This is a genomic window from Roseobacter sp. MH60115 (assembly GCF_015644665.1).
Lineage (GTDB): Bacteria > Pseudomonadota > Alphaproteobacteria > Rhodobacterales > Rhodobacteraceae > Roseobacter.
The window spans coordinates 1,161,157-1,179,215 of record NZ_JADOBQ010000001.1 but is presented as its reverse complement, the minus strand read 5'-3'; the positions used below and the strand labels follow the sequence as shown (position 1 = coordinate 1,179,215).

General features: G+C 58.4%; 16 protein-coding genes and 1 pseudogene. 11 read left to right on the top strand and 6 right to left on the bottom strand.

Annotation, left to right across the window (positions count from 1 at the left end; all coding sequences use genetic code 11):
- Window positions 1–135: 135 nt before the first annotated feature.
- Window positions 136–345 (bottom strand): annotated as a pseudogene (locus tag ISX84_RS05550) (SMC-Scp complex subunit ScpB); the annotation flags it as partial.
- A 279-nt stretch (window positions 346–624) separates the two neighbouring features.
- On the opposite strand from ISX84_RS05550, the gene ISX84_RS05545 reads away from it, so the two are divergent.
- A complete protein-coding gene (locus ISX84_RS05545) occupies window positions 625–1,167 on the top strand; it encodes a DUF736 domain-containing protein (protein ID WP_442800611.1) in 543 nt (180 codons plus the stop codon).
- Between the two features lie 459 nt (window positions 1,168–1,626).
- On the opposite strand, the gene ISX84_RS05535 is transcribed toward ISX84_RS05545, so the two are convergent.
- A complete protein-coding gene (locus ISX84_RS05535; RefSeq protein WP_195819300.1) occupies window positions 1,627–2,421 on the bottom strand; it encodes an aldo/keto reductase in 795 nt (264 codons plus the stop codon).
- A 94-nt stretch (window positions 2,422–2,515) separates the two neighbouring features.
- On the opposite strand from ISX84_RS05535, the gene ISX84_RS05530 reads away from it, so the two are divergent.
- Entirely contained in the window at window positions 2,516–3,415 is a 900-nt protein-coding gene (locus tag ISX84_RS05530; protein WP_195819299.1) for a LysR family transcriptional regulator, read from the top strand.
- A gap of 280 nt (window positions 3,416–3,695) precedes the next feature.
- Here ISX84_RS05530 and ISX84_RS05525 read toward each other — a convergent pair whose 3' ends face one another.
- On the bottom strand, window positions 3,696–4,796 hold the full coding sequence (locus ISX84_RS05525) for a LysR family transcriptional regulator (RefSeq protein WP_326838705.1): 1,101 nt from the start codon (window positions 4,794–4,796) through the stop codon (window positions 3,696–3,698).
- Here ISX84_RS05525 and ISX84_RS05520 point away from each other — a divergent pair.
- The 6 genes from ISX84_RS05520 to ISX84_RS05495 all read left to right on the top strand — a co-directional run bounded on the left by ISX84_RS05520 (window position 4,731) and on the right by ISX84_RS05495 (window position 11,932).
- Window positions 4,731–7,166, top strand: a complete 2,436-nt coding sequence (locus ISX84_RS05520) for a GcvT family protein (RefSeq protein ID WP_195819298.1) — start codon at window positions 4,731–4,733, stop codon at window positions 7,164–7,166. The two genes, ISX84_RS05525 and ISX84_RS05520, sit on opposite strands and share 66 nt — an antisense overlap.
- Window positions 7,167–7,693: 527 nt before the next feature.
- Window positions 7,694–8,074 (top strand): nuclear transport factor 2 family protein, encoded by a 381-nt coding sequence (locus ISX84_RS05515; RefSeq protein ID WP_195819297.1) that lies wholly within the window; start codon window positions 7,694–7,696, stop codon window positions 8,072–8,074.
- A 126-nt stretch (window positions 8,075–8,200) separates the two neighbouring features.
- Entirely contained in the window at window positions 8,201–9,577 is a 1,377-nt protein-coding gene (locus tag ISX84_RS05510; RefSeq protein ID WP_229884078.1) for an NAD(P)/FAD-dependent oxidoreductase, read from the top strand.
- 129 nt (window positions 9,578–9,706) lie between these two features.
- Window positions 9,707–10,312: a helix-turn-helix domain-containing protein gene (locus tag ISX84_RS05505; RefSeq protein ID WP_326838709.1), complete on the top strand. Its 606-nt coding sequence runs from the start codon at window positions 9,707–9,709 to the stop codon at window positions 10,310–10,312.
- 36 nt (window positions 10,313–10,348) lie between these two features.
- Window positions 10,349–10,720, top strand: a complete 372-nt coding sequence (locus ISX84_RS05500; RefSeq protein ID WP_195819295.1) for a cupin domain-containing protein — start codon at window positions 10,349–10,351, stop codon at window positions 10,718–10,720.
- Window positions 10,721–10,765: 45 nt separating this feature from the next.
- Complete coding sequence (locus tag ISX84_RS05495) at window positions 10,766–11,932, top strand: benzoate/H(+) symporter BenE family transporter (RefSeq protein WP_195819294.1); 1,167 nt, start codon at window positions 10,766–10,768, stop codon at window positions 11,930–11,932.
- Between the two features lie 162 nt (window positions 11,933–12,094).
- On the opposite strand, the gene ISX84_RS05490 is transcribed toward ISX84_RS05495, so the two are convergent.
- Together ISX84_RS05490 and ISX84_RS05485 are read right to left on the bottom strand one after the other, a co-directional pair.
- Window positions 12,095–12,724: an FMN-dependent NADH-azoreductase gene (locus ISX84_RS05490; RefSeq protein WP_195819293.1), complete on the bottom strand. Its 630-nt coding sequence runs from the start codon at window positions 12,722–12,724 to the stop codon at window positions 12,095–12,097.
- Between the two features lie 43 nt (window positions 12,725–12,767).
- Entirely contained in the window at window positions 12,768–13,700 is a 933-nt protein-coding gene (locus tag ISX84_RS05485) for an alpha/beta fold hydrolase (protein ID WP_229884076.1), read from the bottom strand.
- Window positions 13,701–13,887: 187 nt separating this feature from the next.
- Between ISX84_RS05485 and ISX84_RS05480 the strand changes: the two genes are divergently transcribed.
- Window positions 13,888–14,493, top strand: a complete 606-nt coding sequence (locus tag ISX84_RS05480; protein WP_195819292.1) for a CGNR zinc finger domain-containing protein — start codon at window positions 13,888–13,890, stop codon at window positions 14,491–14,493.
- A gap of 602 nt (window positions 14,494–15,095) precedes the next feature.
- On the opposite strand, the gene ISX84_RS05475 is transcribed toward ISX84_RS05480, so the two are convergent.
- Window positions 15,096–16,007, bottom strand: a complete 912-nt coding sequence (locus ISX84_RS05475) for a helix-turn-helix transcriptional regulator (protein ID WP_195819291.1) — start codon at window positions 16,005–16,007, stop codon at window positions 15,096–15,098.
- A 128-nt stretch (window positions 16,008–16,135) separates the two neighbouring features.
- On the opposite strand from ISX84_RS05475, the gene ISX84_RS05470 reads away from it, so the two are divergent.
- Both ISX84_RS05470 and ISX84_RS05465 read left to right on the top strand, forming a co-directional pair.
- Window positions 16,136–16,975 carry a cysteine hydrolase gene (locus ISX84_RS05470; RefSeq protein WP_195819290.1) on the top strand — a complete coding sequence of 280 codons (840 nt, stop codon included), beginning with the start codon at window positions 16,136–16,138 and terminating at the stop codon, window positions 16,973–16,975.
- 389 nt (window positions 16,976–17,364) lie between these two features.
- Complete coding sequence (locus ISX84_RS05465; RefSeq protein WP_195819289.1) at window positions 17,365–18,057, top strand: hypothetical protein; 693 nt, start codon at window positions 17,365–17,367, stop codon at window positions 18,055–18,057.
- Window positions 18,058–18,059: the final 2 nt, after the last annotated feature.

Genomic DNA, 18,059 nt, shown 5'->3' with positions numbered 1-18,059 from the left:
TTTATTCAATTTGGAAAGCGTACTTAGGCGAATCTCAATTTGTCAAATTGTGATATCGATTTCTTTTATCACTCGGCGAGGTACATCCTCTTTGGCCAGGGTATCTGGTTCCGTGCACAAGCGGTCAGTCTCAAGCTAGGCCAGCGTCCGCACCAACCCCGCATCCTGAAGCTGCTCGCGGTCCGGCAGGTCCTGGAGCGACTCCAGATCGAAGGCGACCAGGAACTGCTCGGTCGTCACGTATGTGTAGGGTGCCCCGCGCCGCGGAGATCGCGGACCGGTCACGATGAGCCCCTTGGCATGCAGCCGCCCGATCAGATCACGACTGATCTCCTTGCCGAATATACCCCATGGCTTGCGCCACGCGCCCCTCGCGGGCCTCTCAGCGGCTGATCTGACCGGGACCGGCGGAGGTCTCGACCGCCTTGGACGCAATGGCGCGTTCGGACTTTTTTTCCCTTGGCGGGTGCCCGCAATTCCTTGCGGAACAAGAAAGACCGGCCCAGTCGTCCTCCGCTGGTGCTCCGTGCCACAAGGGCTGCGTCGGCGGATCGTCCCGGTCCTGAAGACAACCATCGAGGCCGCGATGGGCGCGAGCTCGAACAAGCTAAAAGGAAACATAACATGGCCACCATCGGAACCTTCAAGAAGACCGGTAGCGAATATGTCGGAGAAATCGTCACCCTGAGCGTGCAGGCGAAAGCCGTACGCATTGTCGCCGAGGATAGCCTGCCAAACGAGAACGCCCCCTCCCACCGCGTCTTCGTCGGTCGCGCCGAGATTGGCGCCGCCTGGCCCAAGCGCTCCGCCGAAGGTCGCGACTACCTGAGCCTCAAGCCCGAAGACCGAAGCTTCACCCAACCGATCTATGCCAACCTTTTCGACGACACGTTCATCGAAGGCGGCGAAGAGACCTTCAGCCTCATCTGGTCGCACCTAACACTCGCCGCAACGGCGACTGCTCCGCACTACAGTAGTGGCAAGCTAAATCTGCTTGGCATAAACGAGGTAGCTGCGATCAGCCCTAGAGGATTGCCACAAATTCTCCGCCGCTGTCCGGTCAACCGAATTGCGCCGCGGTGTGTGTTCCAACGGCCCAAAAGACCAGTAGTGCCAAAGCGCCGATCAAGCGGGATGCGGCGAGGGTTTCAAAGGTTGGGGCAATGACAGTGAGGGCGCTGGAAACTGCGACCATGGTCAACAGAGATGCAAACAGCTTCTCGCGTTCGATTTTCGCGACCAGTGCTCTCAGGAACGGGGCAGCGATTGCCATGGTGAATGCGAAGAGTGTAGCGAGAGTGTGAATTGGGATTTTCATTTTGCATCCTATGGGCGTCAACTGGAAATCCCGCGCACGAAAGCGTGCCGCCTGACAGTGCTTCTAAGTGATTATTGAGTTGGGCTTGGGCATTCGCGTGACGCATTTTTCGATGGTTGTTTGAGAAGTGATCGAGCAGCCGCTTCAATGCTGGAACGATCAAGAGGGTCATCGCGGGGACCATCAAACCAGTCAGAAGGAGCGTTCGGAGGGCCAGGGGCCAATGCCCAACTGCTCCCTCAAGCACGAACAGCAGGGCCGTGATTGTTGGCCATGCTGCCGCCCAGGTGATCAGGACCCCCCGCATATCAGGCTGCCAACGCTGCGGCGTTGTCTTCCAGATGCGCGATTGTCGTTGTGCCGGGAATGGCAAGAATGTTTGGTGACCGCGCCAGAAGCGTGCGCAGCGCATCGCCCGGATCAACTATCGCCCCCTGTCTCATGGGGTTAGCGCCCAAAGGTCCATGCGGCACGAAGGCGATGCCCTGTTCATTCAGCCAGTCGATCATCTCTTCCAGCGCCTCATCACGTTCATCGGCGGGCGAATAGCGGTTTTGCACCGCCGCAATCGGCGCGACCTTCAGAGCTTCCTCAACTTGCACCCGGGATACGTTCGACAAGCCGATCATGTCGATTTTCCCGGCTTGCCGCATCTCTTCCAGCGCCGCCACACTCTCGGAAATCGGTGTGACGCCGTCTGGCGCATGCACATAGTAGAGGTCGATCTTGTCGGTGCGCAGGCTGGCAAGGCTGTCTTCCAGATGCCGTTTCATCGTTTCCCGAGACGTGTCTCGTGTCAGACTGGTTGCGCTCTTTTCGACACCGCCCTTGGAGGCAATGAACATCTCGCCATAGCTGCCGTCCTCATTCACCAGCGCATCTGCAATCAGTTTTTCGTTCTCATGTGGGCCGTAAGCGCGGGCCGTGTCGATGTGGTTGACCCCGAGATCGCGAGCGCGTTGCAGCAGCTCAATGCCGCCCCGCCAATCGGCGTAGGGTCCAAAGTTGCGAGGCTGACCGGTCAGGCGCATGGCACCGTAGCCGATGCGGTTCACCGTGCGCCCGTTGAGGAAGGTGAAGGTCGTCGTCAGATCGTTGGTCATGTCTTGGTTCCTTTCGTTTCCGTTGAAAGAAACATACTCACCAGCGAGAGTGACGGTAGTAGCATGACAAGAAAAACTGCTATACGTTGAACGTATGAGCACCCGCTTTGACCGCCTTGCCCTTCTTGAAACCTTCGTCCGGATCGCTGAGCGGCAATCACTCTCCGGGGCCGCGCGTGATCTGGGCACATCGCAGCCTTCGGTTTCCAGGCAGCTTGCCGCATTGGAGAGCCGCCTGGGGGTCGTGCTGGTCCGCCGCACCACGCATGACGTGACGCTCACACCAGATGGCTCAGCGCTGTTGGTAGATGCCCGACGCATGCTCGGGGAGTGGGAAGCAATTGAGGACCGTCATAGCAAGGATGACGCGCCGAAAGGCACGATCCGGGTGATCGCGCCGGTGGCCCTCGGCCAGGGCCTGTTTGTCAAGGCCGCCGCAAAGTTCATGAAGGATAACCCGAATATCACCATCGACTGGCGGCTGCGCGATGACGCGATCCGTTTTGCCGAGGAAGGCTGCGACTGCTGGCTCAAGATCGGTCCTGTCCTGGATGATACGCTCGTCGTCCGTGAGTTGGCGCGGGTGGAGCGCCTTGTCGTCGGGACGCCGGAATGCCTGGCGCGGCATGCTGGAATTGATCTGGAGGCAATGCCCTGGCTGACGCTTGGTCCGTTCGAGGGGAACCGGATCGAACTGTTTGATCGGAATGAAACGCCGCTGCTGTTTTCCGTGACGCCGAAAATGGCGAGCGATAATATTTTTGCTATCTATGAGGCCGCAATGCAGGGCGTCGGCATCGCCATCATGCCGCGCTGGTTCGTCGCGTCAGACCTCGAAGATGGAATGCTGATTGATGCGGCACCAGACCTGCGTGCAGCGCGTTTGCCGGTAAATCTCGCTCTCGCATCGGGAACGAAGCGCCCTGCCCGCGTCGAGCAGTTCTGCAATGCTGTGCACGACTGGTGTGATGTCCACCTCCGCGTCAGTGCTTAAGCGGTCGTTCGTGCACATCGCAGCATCGGTTGCAATTGCTCATTTAAGACATAGAATACAGCGCAGTATCTGGAGCTGAGGCGCAAGGTCCTGCATCAAGCACAGCTCAAAGCGGCCACTTAACATGCAGATGATGTGCTGCGGATGTGACCAACTCTGCCAACCTTCACCGCAGCCGCGAGACCGAAGATTTGGCGAGTGGATGGAGCCGGACAAGTTCGCTGTGAGATCCGCCGAGTTGAATGTCCACGCGGCTATGTGGTTCTGTCGTAAACGTGTGTCACAACATGTCACCAACGATGAAATCTGCGCCGTCCGGCCCGTCAAAAAATGCAGTGCAGACTTCTATGAAGCGTTGCGTCGAAAGTCGGTTTGGCCCCGGCGCGAAGCCGAGTGAAAGTTGCGCCCCATTGGATACGCCTGCAAGCGGCACGCATTGCACACGCTTGCCGGCATAGGCCGGGATCTCGCGTGGGCGCATGTTCAGGAGGGAAACGCCCAAGCCTTCGGCAACCAGCGACCGCACCATTTCGGTTGAGTTGGTGGTTGCGGCAATTCGAAATGGCGCGCCGCTTTGGGTCAGAAGCTCCATGTAATAACTGCGCGCCGCGGGACGATCGAGAAGAATGAGGGGTTCACGCGCAACATCCACGATGGATGCTGAGCTTTGCCGGGCCAGTCTATGGTGTGCAGGGCATAGGCAATAGGTGGGTGCAAAGATCAGTGGTAGAGTGGCGACCTGCGGGTTCGGCACTTCCTCGACAAACAGGATCACATCAAAAAGCCCGTCAATCAAACCCGCCCGCACGGACGTGTTGTCGCCTTCGAAAAAAGAGAGGGTCACGTCGGGATGCGCTTCGAGAAGCCGGCTGGTTATGGCCGGCAGGAAGGCCGGTGCAATCGGCGCATTGTACCCAATGGCCAAGGTGCCTGAAACACCCGCACGCAGGTCGGAAATGTCAGTCAGCAAGTTGTCATAACGTTCCAAAAGGTCTTCGATCCGGCGCTGGACCTCGCGGCCAGCGGTCGTCGGGAAGACACCCTTGGCCCTTGCACGCGTCACCAGGACCATACCAAAGGTCTCCTCCGCCTGTGTTAGGGCCGTTGCGATGGCCGATGGCGCGACATTCATCACCTCAGCCGCAGCCGAGATGCTGCCCTGCTGGAGAGCCGCCTGAATATAGCGCATTGCACGAAGGGACAGTCTCATCTGTAATACCTCTGATTTTCGGATGAAGTTTAACTTATATCTCTGTTTTTCAAAGCATGTAACTCCTGCCAATATGTCTGCAGTCGCGGCAAGGGAAAGAATGTCATGAAGTCCAGAACCAAGGCCGTTGTCATCGGTGGCGGCATCGCAGGCTGCTCGACGCTCTACCACCTCTGCGAGGAAGGCTGGACCGACGTTGTATTGATCGAGCGGGACGAGTTGACCAGCGGCACGACTTGGCATTCGGCGGCGCAGGTCACGAACTTCGGGATGACCCAGACCATGGTTGGTCTCAAATCCCACTCCATCGCGCTTTACAAGAAACTGCGCGACGACCCGGACTATCCCGTGGGCTACCACCACGGCGACGGTGGTATCCGGCTGGCCAATACAGAAGGGCAAATGCAGGGGTATCGGCATTTTGCGTCAATGGCGCGGGGGATGGGCGTTGACTATGAGGTGATAGACGCCGCCGAATGCGCCCGCCGCCATCCGCTTATCTCGACGGAGAACCTCCTTGGCGGGCTGTGGGACGGCGAAGACGGAGACATCGACCCTGCCCAGCTGTGCCAAGCATTGGCCTTTCATGCCCGCAAGGCCGGGGCGGACGTCTATCGTCATACTTCAGTGACAGGTCTGACCCAGCACGAGGATGACACCTGGACCGTTCATACCGACAAAGGTGATATCGACTGCGACGTGGTCGTGAATGCCTGTGGATACCGGGTGAATGAGGTGGGAGCGATGATGGGCGTGCAGCATCCCGTCGCCGCGTTGGAACACCAGTATTTCGTCACCGAGGACATCGCGGCCATCTCCGAGGCAGGTCACCGGATGCCCCTGCTGCGCTGTCCGATCAGCGATTACTACTCCCGGCAGGAAAAGAACGGCCTGCTGGTCGGCTTCTACGAACAGGACTGCAAGACATGGGGGCTGGACGGGATCAGCCCGGACTTCTCCAACGATCTTTGTCCGGACGACCTCGACCGGGTCATGGAGGTGCTCGAAGGCGCGTTCCAACGCATGCCAGTGCTGGCGGAGGTTGGTATCAAGCGCGTCGTCAACGGACCGATCACCTATACCATTGACGGCGCGCCTCTGGTCGGACCGATCCCGGGAAAGCGCAATGCCTATTGCATCATCGGGTTGCGTGCGGGGCTTGGCGAAGGCGGTGGGCACGGTTGGCTGCTGGCGCAGCAGATCGTCCATGGCGAGGCTTGCTACGATACCTGGGTGATCGATCCGCGCCGTTTTACCGCGCATGCGACTGTCGAATTGACGGCTCTCAAGGCGATCGAGGACTATCAGAACGAGTTCCGGTTTCACTTTCCCCACGAGCACAGACCTGCCGGACGCCCGGCAAAGACGACACCGCTGACCCCGGTGCTGGCCGCCGAGCGCGCGGATTTCACGGTGGTGAACGGCTGGGAACGGGTGGACTATCTCAAGCCAAATCCCGACTTTCATTTCACGCCCAGCTTTGGGTTCGACGAAACCTTCGATCTGGTCGCCGCAGAAGTGCGCAATCTGGCCGAACATGTGGGGCTGACCGAGGTCAACGGCTTCAACCGGATCGAAATCACGGGCCGGGACGCCCATTGGTTCCTCGACCGGATGATCTGCGGCACGGTGCAAAAACGAGAAGGCCGCGTGGGGCTCGGCTACCTCCTGAACCATCACGGCACCATCAAGTGCGAGGCGACCATCGCCAACCTTCCGGCGTCGCATCGAGGCCCGGGGCGCATCTGGTATGGTTCGGCCGCAGCCTCGGAATATCACGACATGGACTGGCTGACAGCCAACATCGGACCGGATGAGGATGTGCACCTGCGCAGTCTGACCAACGACCAGACCATCCTCGTCCTTGCGGGGCCAAAGGCGCGGGCCGTGTTGTCGGACTGCGCCCGCGGAGACTGGTCCCGCGAGGCGTTCCCATGGCTGTCGGTACGGGAATGCCACATCGGGTTTGCGCCAGCGACGGTCATGGGTGTCAGCTTCTCGGGTGAATTGGCCTACGAAATCCACGTCCCCAACGCCTCGCTCTATGCAGCCTACCTGGCTCTGCGCGCGGCGGGTGAGGCGCACGGGCTCAAGCTCTTTGGCGCCCGAGCGGTCGAGTCCATGCGCATGGAAAAAGGCTTCCTGCACTGGAAAGCGGATCTGCTGACCGAATTTGACCCGTTCGAGACCGCGCTGGATCGTTTCGTGAAACTCGACAAGGGTGAATTTGTGGGTCGCAGAGCGCTACTTGGGCGCCAAAAAGATGAACCGAACAAACGGCTCGTGACCCTCGCAATCGACACGCAACGCTTCCCGGCGCACCCCGGCGCATCCCTGATGCAAGGGAACCGAGTCATAGGCACGGTCACCTCTGGCCACTGGGGACACCGAGTTGGCATGAACCTCGCCTACGCGTTTGTGGAGCCTGAATATGCCGAAACCGGTCAGCAAATGGTCCTGGACTTATGTGGAGAGCACACAGCCGCCGAAGTCATTGAAAAATCGCCTTATGATCCCAATTTCAGTCGGATGCGAGCCTGAGCGGAAAACCTGCGTTTTCTGCCTGCCCAAACCGATAGCAATGGATCAGTGCTACGCAGAGGCGAGCAGCACTGCCGATACAGTTTGCCGACATCGGTCTGAACTGCATCATCTGAATCTGTCCCGAAGCGGCCTTAGGTGGTGGCACGGCGTCCCGTGATGTCTTGCCCATCACTTGATCTTATTCGTCTGGCTCGGAGCATCCGCAAGCGCATTCAATGTCACGCAGACCTCTCCGGCACCTGTTGCCGCCAAGGGCCCATTCTCGGACTTTAGCCAGGAGAAATGAGGTGATGCGGGACTGCTACAACCGTCAATCAGGCAACATGGGTACGCTCTCTGAAGCGGACACTTTGCCGAACCGCGCTCATGACACTGCGGTCAAAATGAAAATTATGATTATATATTCAACAAAAATGAAATTTGAGGTTGATTATTTCATTTCAAAAGTAATATTGATGCGCGTGCAATGTGGCGACGGTTCGATTCTTTCGTTGCCATAGGAAAATGCGAAGGATGTATGCCAGATGACGAGAGATGATTTTGACACGCTGTTTCGGGCGTTCAACCGCCATGACATCGACGACGTCATGTCCTATTTTCATGATGATGTGATCTTTGAGACAGTCTCCGGCGACAACGCGCACGGCACGCGGATTGAAGGCAAAGACGCAGTGCGTACGCAGTTTGAAGCCACCTGGGGCACAATGCCCGATGTGCAGTGGCGCAATGAAAGCTACTTCCTTTTCACGCCTGAACGGGTTGTGTCCGAATGCACGTTCATCGCCACGAACCCCGATGGCACGCGGCAACACGCGGACAGCGTCGATCTGTTCACACTCAAGGATGGAAAGATCGCAAGCAAGCGGGCCTTCCGCAAGAACAGACCGGCTCTAAAGGCCGCCTGACCGCCCCCTAAACCGACCCCCTATCCGCCCCCCAGCCCGGATTGCCGGTGGCGCAAGCCACCGCGCTCTCAAGTCATGGGGATGCGTCAGCGGGTGCCTTCCTTTCTTCAATCCATAGGCAAAGCCATGTCCAATCTTCAGCCTTACAATCCGAAATACGACCCTCTCAAATTCAAAACGCCCGGCATGGGTGTGGATTATGCGCCCAGCTACTGGGTCAAGACCGCCGGAAAGCCGCCCGAGGATGACGGGCGGGTCAGCGGCGACATTGATGCGGATGTTGTCCTGATCGGTGGCGGCTTTACCGGGACAGCCACGGCACTTTTTCTGGCACGCGAGCATGGCATCAAGGCCGTTGTTCTGGAGGCCAATCAGATCGGCTGGGGATGCACCAGCCGCAATGGGGGCCAGGGCCACCTGGCCTGGGGGCGCCTCAGCCGGAGCGAGTGGATCAAGAAATGGGGCGTCGACATGGCGCGCCGTCTGCATCGCAACAGTCTTGAAGGCTACGAGGTCTTTCGGGCCATGACCGAAGACCCCGAGATTGACTGCGACCCGCATGGGGAAGGCAACTTGCTGGTGGCCCATAGCCACGATGCCTACCGCTATCTGGAGGGAGAGGCGCAGATCTGCCGGGAAGTCTTCGGCTATGACGCGCAGATGATCAGCCGGGAACGTGTCCATGACGAATTCGTCGGCGATCAGGAAGCCTGGGGCGCTATGCTGGAACCGGTCGGCATCGCGGTGCAACCTTTGAAGCTTTGCTATGGCTATGCGCGTCTGGCCCGGAAACTCGGCGCAAAGATTTACACCAGCAGCCCCGTGACCGGCTGGACCACCAAAGACGGTGTCCACGCGTTGCAAACGCCCGGCGGCACCGTGCGCACCCGTGCCGTGGGGGTGTGCACCGCGGGCTACACCAGCCCGAACCTGCACAAGCTGACGCGCTACAAGAACATGCCCATCATGGCCAATTCGGTGGTCACACGGAAGCTCACCGAGGAAGAGATCGAGGTCTGCAAGTTCAACTCGCACATCATCTTCACGGATTCGCGCAAGCTGCGGTACTACTACCGCTACCTGCCCGAGGGCCGCCTGCAAATCGGCTCGCGCAGTGCGATAACCGGGACGGACGCGCAGAACCCCAAGCACCTGCAGATCGTGCAAGAGGCCATTGCCCGAAAATTCCCGATCCTCAAAGGGATCGAGACGCCGTATTTTTGGCACGGCTGGATGGACATCGCACACGACATGATGCCCCGGGTGCTGCAGCCTGACCCGAAGCAACAGATCTTCTATTCGCAAGGCTACAGCGGGAATGGGGTGTCCTTCTCGGCCTATGCCTCGCAGCAATTGGCCAATCTGATCTCGGGCAAAGGCGTCAGCGAGCCCGATATCCCGATCTTCAACTCTCCACTCCCCAGCCACCCGTTGCGACCGGTGCGCCGCTTGGGCCAGCATGCCCTCTACCGATATTTTGAAATCCTCGATCGGGTGGAGTGAGGCCAGGATGCACACTGCTGAAATCAGTGGTCTCCGAGGCGCTGGAAATTGAAATCTGATTGCGTTACTTCATTGTCTACTGGCAGCGCGGCAGTTGTCTGCAGTGGCTCGATGCGCCTTGCGCGTCAGGTGCCCCGTATAGGTCGCCGCGGAAATCGCCGATGGATCGGAGGCAGGATCAGACAGTTTATCGGTGCAGATGTGCGCGCCATGCGCAAAGCCAGGGACGTCACGCTCAAGCAATTGGCCAGCGCGATTGATCGCTCGACCGGATGGCTGAGCCAGCTGGAGCGCGGGCAAATCGACCCGTCTGTTCATGTGCTCTCGGACATCGCCGACTTCTTTGATCTCGATGTCCGGTTCTTCTTTCGGGCGTCCAAGCCGAGCGATGAAGAGCGTAAACTGGTGCGCCGCGTTGCTGATCGCGTGCAAGTCGGTTCGTCGGAAAATGGGCTCCGGGAAGAGATCTTGTCACCCGGCCTCGGCGGCAGTTTTGAGATCCTCACCTCGATCTTCGAACCAATGTCCACCGGGCAGCGGGAAGTGCCCGCACGCTCCACCGAGGAAGGGGGCGTTGTGATCCGCGGTCAATTGATCCTGACAGTCGACGGCACGGAACTGACCCTTGAGGCAGGCGATAGCTTTCAGTTCGCTGATACTGAGTATGCCTGGAGAAACGACGGCAATATACAGACAGAGGTGATCTGGGTCATCTCGCCCCCCATGCTGAGATAATTCCAGCCGTCCTTTTCCGATTGCAGAGAGACCCACATGACCCATGACATCATCGAATTTCCGCAGGATGCCCCGGTGACCGGCGCGCGTCGGCTTGCGGATTTGCCCAACCGTGTCGTCGCGGGCGACCCCCATCACGTCACCCGGATGCGCCATCAAAGCCCGGATGGCACGCTGATGGCCGGGACGTGGACCAGCACACCGGGCCGCTGGCACGCGTTCTCTGACCGCGACGAATTCTGCTTCATCGTATCCGGACATGTGGAACTGATCTCCGAAGACGGGCGCGTGCGGAGCTTCAGAGCGGGTGAGTCTTTCCTGATCCCCAACGGGTTTCGCGGCGATTGGCACGTGATCGAGGAAACGACAAAGCACTTCGTGATCCGCGACTATACGGCGGGCGCATGAGGCGCCTACCCCGCCCATAAAAAGTCAAATCCGGACCAGTCAGCCATGTTTCGTGATATCTCTCTTTCGGCCATCTACATGGGCTTGCTTGCCGCATTCGTTGGATATGCGGCGTCCTTTGCGATTGTCTTGTCCGGGTTGATTGCGATGGGTGCGGATGATCAACAGGCTGCGACAGGGTTGTTTTTCGCGACGATTTCGATGGGGATTTGCAGCATCTGGTTGCCCGCCGTCACCCGCATCCCCGCCGCGGTGGCGTGGTCGACACCGGGGGCCGCCTTTCTGGCCAGCACGGCGATGTTGCCCGGTGGGTTTGGCGAGGCCGTCGGCGCATTGATCTGCTGTGCGATCATGATCCTGCTGACCGGCCTGATACCCGCCCTGGGAAAGGTCGTGGCGTCGATCCCCAAACCCATTGCCAACGGCTTGCTGGCAGGGGTTTTGCTGAAGCTCTGCTTCGCCCCTGCCCTCGCGCTTGGAGACATCCCGTTGCTGGTCCTTCCTGTTCTGATCGCGTGGTTGGCCGGACTGGTCTGGCACAGGCTGGCCGCGATGCCGCTTGCGGTTGCAGCTTTTGCCGTGGTGCTGGCCTTCGTCGTGGATATTCCCGCTGGCAGCGCCCTGAGTGCGCCCGCGTTACTTCCCGAAATGACCCCGGTTGCACCGGTCTTCACGCTGCAAGCCATCTTCTCGGTGGCGCTTCCTCTCTATCTCGTGACCATGGCCGGGCAGAACATCCCCGGTTTTGCCGTTCTGGAACTGAATGGCTACAAGGTCGAGCGGTCGCCGCTTATCCGGCGCACCGGCGGGGTTAGCCTGCTGGCCGCGCCCTTTGGGGCGATCCCCGTCAACATGTCGGCGATCACGGCGGCGATGATGGCGGGGGAGGATGCGGGCCGCGACCCCGACACAAGGTACACATCCGCGATTGTGTCGGGACTGGCCTATATCGGGCTGGCCTGCGTCGCCGGGATCGTGACGTCAATCGCGGCCCTTGCCCCTGCGGCGCTGATCACCGCTGTCGCGGGTCTCGCGCTGATCCCCGCCCTTGTTGGCGCGCTCACCGCCGCTTTTGGAGAGCCAAAAAACCTGGAAGCGCCTGCACTGACCTTTCTCATCGCGGCAAGCGGTATGAGCCTCTTCGGCATCAGCGGGGCATTCTGGGCAGTCATTACCGGCGCCGTCATCTGGGCTGCTAAGCGGCCACGCTGAGATCGATGAAGGCCGACTTGGTCATGTTTATCCTTTGCCGCATCATCTCTTGGACGCCCCTGAAAGGGGGCCAATCAACCTCATGCCGCAAATTGGTGTGGACCCATGTCCCAACATGGGTCCGGTCGCTTAGGCGTTTGAGTATCTATTTTACCCTTCGGCTTAGGCAGTCTTTTTCACAAGCCCGACTGCTTCGCGCAGGGCGGCGGTTCTGTCGCCTTCGGGATCGGGCGTCAGGAGCGACGGCTGGAAGCGGACGTTGCTGATCTCCTTGATGCCGACGAAATCGAGCCACCAGGACAGATATTCCGAATGGAAATCACTGCCGTATTTCTTCGCAGCACCAGGCGCCCAGACACCTGCGGTATAGAACACAACGGCTTTCCTGCCCTCAAGCAACCCGGAGTAGCCATTCTCCGGATCGAACCCGAACAACAACCCCGGCTGGGTGATGATGTCGATGTAGTGCTTCAGCTTGTAGGGAATGCCGCAATTCCACATCGGAACGGAGATCACATAGACATCCGCGTCGGTGAACCGGGAGGTGATGCTGACGATCTGATCCCAGGCAGATTGCTGGGTCGCGCCCATTTCTCCGACCCCGAAGAAGGTCATCTTGGCTGCGGCTTTGTCGCCATCGAACTCTGGCAGGTCTTCTTTCCAAAGCTCCAGCGTATCGACGGTGACCGACGGATCAGCTTGCGTTGCGGCCTCTATATAGGCTTCGGCCAGCTTCGTGGATTGCGACGCGTCTCCCCGGGGGGAGGCGACGATATGAAGAATTTTGGTCATTGGCGTAGGTTCCTGTTTGGTCAAAAGGGAAAAAGGGGGCGAGCTAGCGGGCCATGAAGCGACGCACGGCATCGCCGATCTCGGCTGCGTGTGTCTCCAGCGCGAAGTGCCCGGCATCGAAGAGATGAACGTCGGCAGCAGGCAAAAGCGCCTGAAAGGCCTCGACGCCTTCGATCAGGAAGAACGGATCATTCTGCCCCCAGACGATCAGCATGTCCGGCTGATGTTCGGCCAGATAGGCCTGCCAGGCCGGGTATTGGGCGATGTTGTCCTGATAGTTCCACAAGTATTCCAGTTGGATCTCGTGGTTACCCGGACGATCCAACCCGAACTGATCGCTCACCCAGGCATCCGGGTTGATCCGATGCGCCAGGCTGGCACCTTGCGTGTATTGCCACTTGGTCGTCTCAGGCGCGAAGAACCCGCGGATCGGCGTTTCCGTCTCGGCGGTTCGGTTTTCCCAAAAAGGCGCAAACTGGCCAACGATATCCGGGTTCCACCCCTCAGCATGAATGGTGGCGTTCTGGATGATGATGCCCTCGACCTTCTCCGGGTTGGCCTGTGCGAGGCGAAAGCCAACCGGCCCGCCAAAGTCTTGCATGAACAAAGTGTAGCTGGGCACCTCAAGCGCCTCTGTGAAACCCGCGATTGTCGTGGCCAGGGTCGCGAAATCGTAGTCATAGGCATCAGCACTTGGCGACGAGGACTGACCAAAACCAGGGTAGTCGGGGGCAATGACACGGTAGGTTTCGGCCAATTCCGGGATCAGGTCTCGAAACATGTGCGAGGAGGAGGGAAATCCGTGCAGGAGCAAGAGCGTCGGAGCGGATTTCGGCCCTGCCGCGCGATAGAACACGGAAGCGTCTCCAACCTGGACCGTATTGTAAGAGACTTGGCTGTCCGGCTCACCTGCCCAGCCAGGCAGGCTAGACGACATGATCAGCAATGTGCTTGCGATCGGAAGGGTACTCTTCATGGGGTATATCCTTGTAACTGTCTTTAAAATATTTTGACAGTTACTTCCGACCACAAAGATATGGCCGTTTGCAAGTCACGTTTATTTGTCTAGACGATCAGCGATAGTAACTTGTGAAATATGTTTTAGAAGGTTATGAGTCTTGCCGCTGAACCGAGATGAACGGCAAGACAGGAGCTCCATCGAAATGACCGCCGTGCGGCCCGATCCATTCTTTGTTGGAGACAGCCCTGCCCTGGACTTCCTCAATTCCATTGCTGCCCCAAGATCCGTTGAGATTGAGTGGCTCGGGACCGGTGCGGATGTGCTTGATTGGCTTGTGCAATCCGGGCTGCTGACCGATGAAGAGATTTCTGTGCTCAGAGACCACAGGCACGGTGCCGCGCTTGATCGGGCGGCCAAGGATATCAGAGCGTTCCGAGAGGAGTTTCGATCATTCGTCGGCGGTATGAGCATGGCGAACCAAGTGCAGGACGATCACCCGATGATCGAGAAGCTCAATCGCTTAATGTCTCGCGGAGCGCTGACATTGCAGCTTGCGCAGAGTGAAACCGAAGGCTTCGATTGCCAACTAAAGCACAGGATACAAACCGCCGATGATCTTTTGCCGCGCATTGCTGCGGCTTGTGCTGAGTTAATCTCGGAGGCTGATTTCACCCATGTAAAACGATGCGAAGGGTCCGGCTGCACCCTGTTTTTCCGGGACCTGAGTAAAAACCACAGGCGACGGTGGTGCAGCATGGAGGTATGTGGCAACCGCGCCAAAGTTGCCGCGCACAGAAAACGGTCCTAGCTCAGAAATAGCGCCGTTCAGCCCATGTTGAGGCCCGAAATTTTTCAACTCGCACTGGTGCAGGCTATTGCATGGGAGTGTGACACTTAGCCTTCCCGAAGCGGCCATTCGACAAGACCGCAGCATCCGACATCTTGGGCTCTCTCAAGACCTGTGCTGCTCGTTGGATGACCGTCCACTTACTGACCGATACTCGACATTTGGTCCCATTATCTGAATGAAACGATGACGTGGAGAAAAGAAACAGGATTTCAATCACCGTGATGAGAAGTGTAAGCGCGAGCGAGTCCCGCTCGAGGCTCCGCAGCACAGCTATGCCATTGATGGAGTGGGTTTCGTGGCTCGATACAACGGCGGCCAGATCGCTAGAGGACCGCCCGCTCAATGGCAACCAGACCCGCGAGAGCCGCATCATCGGCTGGGTTTCATAATCAGGCGGGCCAATCGCGCATGGCGTTCGAAGCGTCAATCGCACGCTAAAGACGGCCTACGCTCTCCACATCCCCGTCAAGCCGGAGATGGTCGCAGTCAGAACCGTGACGTTTCCCCCTGAAGTCAGACCACCGTGGTGTTCGTGATCCGAGCGGGAATGCCGCATGCTCTCACCTGACGTGTCGCGATGCCCGGAAATCACTTGGCGATTGGCCAGTCTTAGCTTCAAACGCGCGGGTAAAGGCGCTGCGTGATGCAAAGCCAACGAGGTCCGCGACGCGTTTTATCGGTAAATCTGTCATTCCCAGCAGGTCGCCTGCCCGCCTCATCCGCAAATCGCGAAGAAGCTCCATTGGTCCCGATCCATACGCGTCAGCAAAGCGTTTGGCGAATGCAGCCCGGCTCATGCTTACGTTTCTGGCCAGGCTTTCGACGGTGTGAGGATCGCCCGGCTCGTCCAGCATCACCTTCAAGGCATTCCATATGGATGGATCAGCCAGCGCGGCCATCCATCTCATCGCGCCGCCCTCTCCGGTCAAACGCTTGCGCAACATCTCGATCACGCACTGCATCAAAAGAGCGCGGATCATCGCGCGACTGCCCAAAGACGGGTTCGACACCTCGGTGAGCAATGCCTGCAATGCCGGACGCATATGACTGGGAGACGATACGTCTTCGATCATAGGTTCTCGGATGACATCGATGATATCCCTGATGCCGCGCAGACCGACAGTAACATGGGCGCAAAGGGCGGTGAGTTGCCCGCTTTCAACGTGTTCTGACCCGGCCATAAGGCTGGCCAGTTTCAGCGCTGCGGGCTTGCACTCTGGTATCGGGTGATGGTTGCCACCAAAACTGTGCAATGCATGGCTTTGCAATGCGGGTATGAACACAAGAATGCCGCGCGACACTTTTATGGGCGCACGGCCGCGCAGACTGATCTCGCCTTCACCCGACAAAATGTAGTGCAACGTAGCCGATGCATCCCGTCCAAGCCCAAGATCACTGGCGCCGCGCAGCTCACACAAAGCGAACGGATCGGTGACAATGTCCAGCTCATCAAAGATGTGATCGTATTTCATGCTACAGAAGTAACCGAAAATTAGACGGAAAGGCACGCCAGACTTTGCCTGGGCACCAAATCAAGACGAAAAGACACCTCGCCATTCCTAGCTTTGGGTCATCGAAACACAACAGAAGGAACCACCCAATGTGCAACTGCGATGATCACGATCACCACCACAATCGCCAAACCCTCACGCGTCGCGCCGCGCTACGCGGCGGTGTCGCGGCCACAGCGGCGGCGGCCTCCGTCGCGGTCGGCACAACAGCCGCCACTGCGCAGCAGGCCAACCCTTACGCGGCACCGGCAGAGCCTGCGTTGCCACCGTCCGACATGGAGCTTGATCTGTCGCGCGCCGCTCTGGTTGTGACGGACCCGCAGGTGGATTTCCTGCACCCCGAGGGCGTGACCTGGGGTGTCATCGGGGCCAGCGTGATGGAGCACAATACTGTCGACAACATCGAAGCTCTGTTCAAAGCAGCCAAGGGTGCCGATATCACGACAGCCGTCTCCCCGCACTACTACTACCCAACCGATCACGGTTGGAAGTTCGAGGGCGCACTGGAAAAACTGATGCACAAGATCGGCATGTTCGACCGCAAGGGCCCGTTGAACCTCGACGGCTTTGACGGATCTGGCGCGGATTGGATGCCGCAATACAAGAAATACATCGAAGACGGCAAAACCATCGTGACATCGCCGCACAAGGTCTATGGCAACGACACCAACGACCTGTCCCTGCAGCTCCGTAAACAAGGTGTCGATCAGGTCATCCTGGCGGGTATGTCGGCCAACCTCTGCACTGAGAGCCATATGCGTGAACTGCTCGAAGACGGGTTCGAAGTTGCCGTCGTGCGGGACGCCACCGCTGCGGCCATGCTGCCCGAGGGCGACGGATATCTCGCCGCTCTGATCAACTTCCGCTATATGGCAAACGCCGTGTGGAGCACGGAAGAGGCCGTCGCAAAGATCAAGGCAGCGTCTTAAATTCTACCCAGCATGGGAAACCTATCCCGCATCGGCGGGGTAGGTATTTCAATCTTTCCAACGGGCGCCGCTGCGCCGATCACCCGATCAAAAAGCAACGCGACGCGAAAACGATTGCTGTGGACGCTGATCTGAACCCTCAACTGTCTTGATCAAGGCAAAATCACGTAAGTCATTGGGGTCTTTGTAAATATGTTTCTCTACACGGCCCATTCACAGGTTTGGTGTGAGCCACTGTCCGAAAAGCCGGTGCTGACATTCATGCCGTGCGCCGCATCAGCCTTCCATGCGGCGTTCGGCAAGCCGCTCACAGCCTCAAAGCCGAAGCTAACAGGATCGCAACTTGTTTGATGCATAGTCGCTGTTAATCATGATTTTTTGGAACGCGGATGACTTTTAGACTTTATATGGCTGTGTTGATGACGTCAGCGGTTGTCGCGCAAGCCGAGCCAACCCCGGGAAGCTTGTTTCTGGCGACGAACAGCACCGACAACGCCAGTATCTCCGGCCTCTTCGTAGGCAGAGAGCGAGGCTTATTTGCTGATAGACCTGCTGTAGCGCCAATTTTTTCAAACGAACCCGTATTGGGATTGCACGGGCGTGATGTGGAAATGATCCGTGATCTTATCCAAGAGGCAGAATCGCGTGCTGACGGCTATGATGCCATTCAAAATGGCGCGCTGATCAGGCCAAAAAACAAGCCATCGCACATGACGTTGGAAGAGATATTCGCCTGGATAGACCGGACACCGGGACAACCCCATGCGATTGGACGCTATCAGTTCATACCCGACACCCTGCGCCGTTTGGTGATCAAAGCAGGTCTGAAGCCCAGCCAACGCTTCAGCCCATCCGTGCAGGATAGGCTTGCCAATATTCTGCTTGCCGAAGCTGGACTCCACCATTTTCGCGCAGGCACCTTGGATCGCCAGTCCTTCATGAACAACCTTGCAAAGATCTGGGCAGGACTGCCCAACTCTTCAGGCAAATCCCATTATCATGACTATGCGGGAAACAGAGCCTCCATCAGCTTGGCCCGATTCGACAGTGTGATGGAGCGTATCTCGCCCGATCACGGCTGAAA

Bases quoted from the DNA above. Each gene is read 5' to 3' on its own strand.
- ISX84_RS05545 (WP_442800611.1), top strand. From the start codon at position 625: ATGGCCACCATCGGAACCTTCAAGAAGACCGGTAGCGAATATGTCGGA.
- ISX84_RS05535 (WP_195819300.1), bottom strand. From the start codon at position 2,421: ATGACCAACGATCTGACGACGACCTTCACCTTCCTCAACGGGCGCACG.
- ISX84_RS05530 (WP_195819299.1), top strand. From the start codon at position 2,516: ATGAGCACCCGCTTTGACCGCCTTGCCCTTCTTGAAACCTTCGTCCGG.
- ISX84_RS05520 (WP_195819298.1), top strand. From the start codon at position 4,731: ATGAAGTCCAGAACCAAGGCCGTTGTCATCGGTGGCGGCATCGCAGGC.
- ISX84_RS05515 (WP_195819297.1), top strand. From the start codon at position 7,694: ATGACGAGAGATGATTTTGACACGCTGTTTCGGGCGTTCAACCGCCAT.
- ISX84_RS05510 (WP_229884078.1), top strand. From the start codon at position 8,201: ATGTCCAATCTTCAGCCTTACAATCCGAAATACGACCCTCTCAAATTC.
- ISX84_RS05500 (WP_195819295.1), top strand. From the start codon at position 10,349: ATGACCCATGACATCATCGAATTTCCGCAGGATGCCCCGGTGACCGGC.
- ISX84_RS05495 (WP_195819294.1), top strand. From the start codon at position 10,766: ATGTTTCGTGATATCTCTCTTTCGGCCATCTACATGGGCTTGCTTGCC.
- ISX84_RS05490 (WP_195819293.1), bottom strand. From the start codon at position 12,724: ATGACCAAAATTCTTCATATCGTCGCCTCCCCCCGGGGAGACGCGTCG.
- ISX84_RS05485 (WP_229884076.1), bottom strand. From the start codon at position 13,700: ATGAAGAGTACCCTTCCGATCGCAAGCACATTGCTGATCATGTCGTCT.
- ISX84_RS05480 (WP_195819292.1), top strand. From the start codon at position 13,888: ATGACCGCCGTGCGGCCCGATCCATTCTTTGTTGGAGACAGCCCTGCC.
- ISX84_RS05475 (WP_195819291.1), bottom strand. From the start codon at position 16,007: ATGAAATACGATCACATCTTTGATGAGCTGGACATTGTCACCGATCCG.
- ISX84_RS05470 (WP_195819290.1), top strand. From the start codon at position 16,136: ATGTGCAACTGCGATGATCACGATCACCACCACAATCGCCAAACCCTC.
- ISX84_RS05465 (WP_195819289.1), top strand. From the start codon at position 17,365: ATGACTTTTAGACTTTATATGGCTGTGTTGATGACGTCAGCGGTTGTC.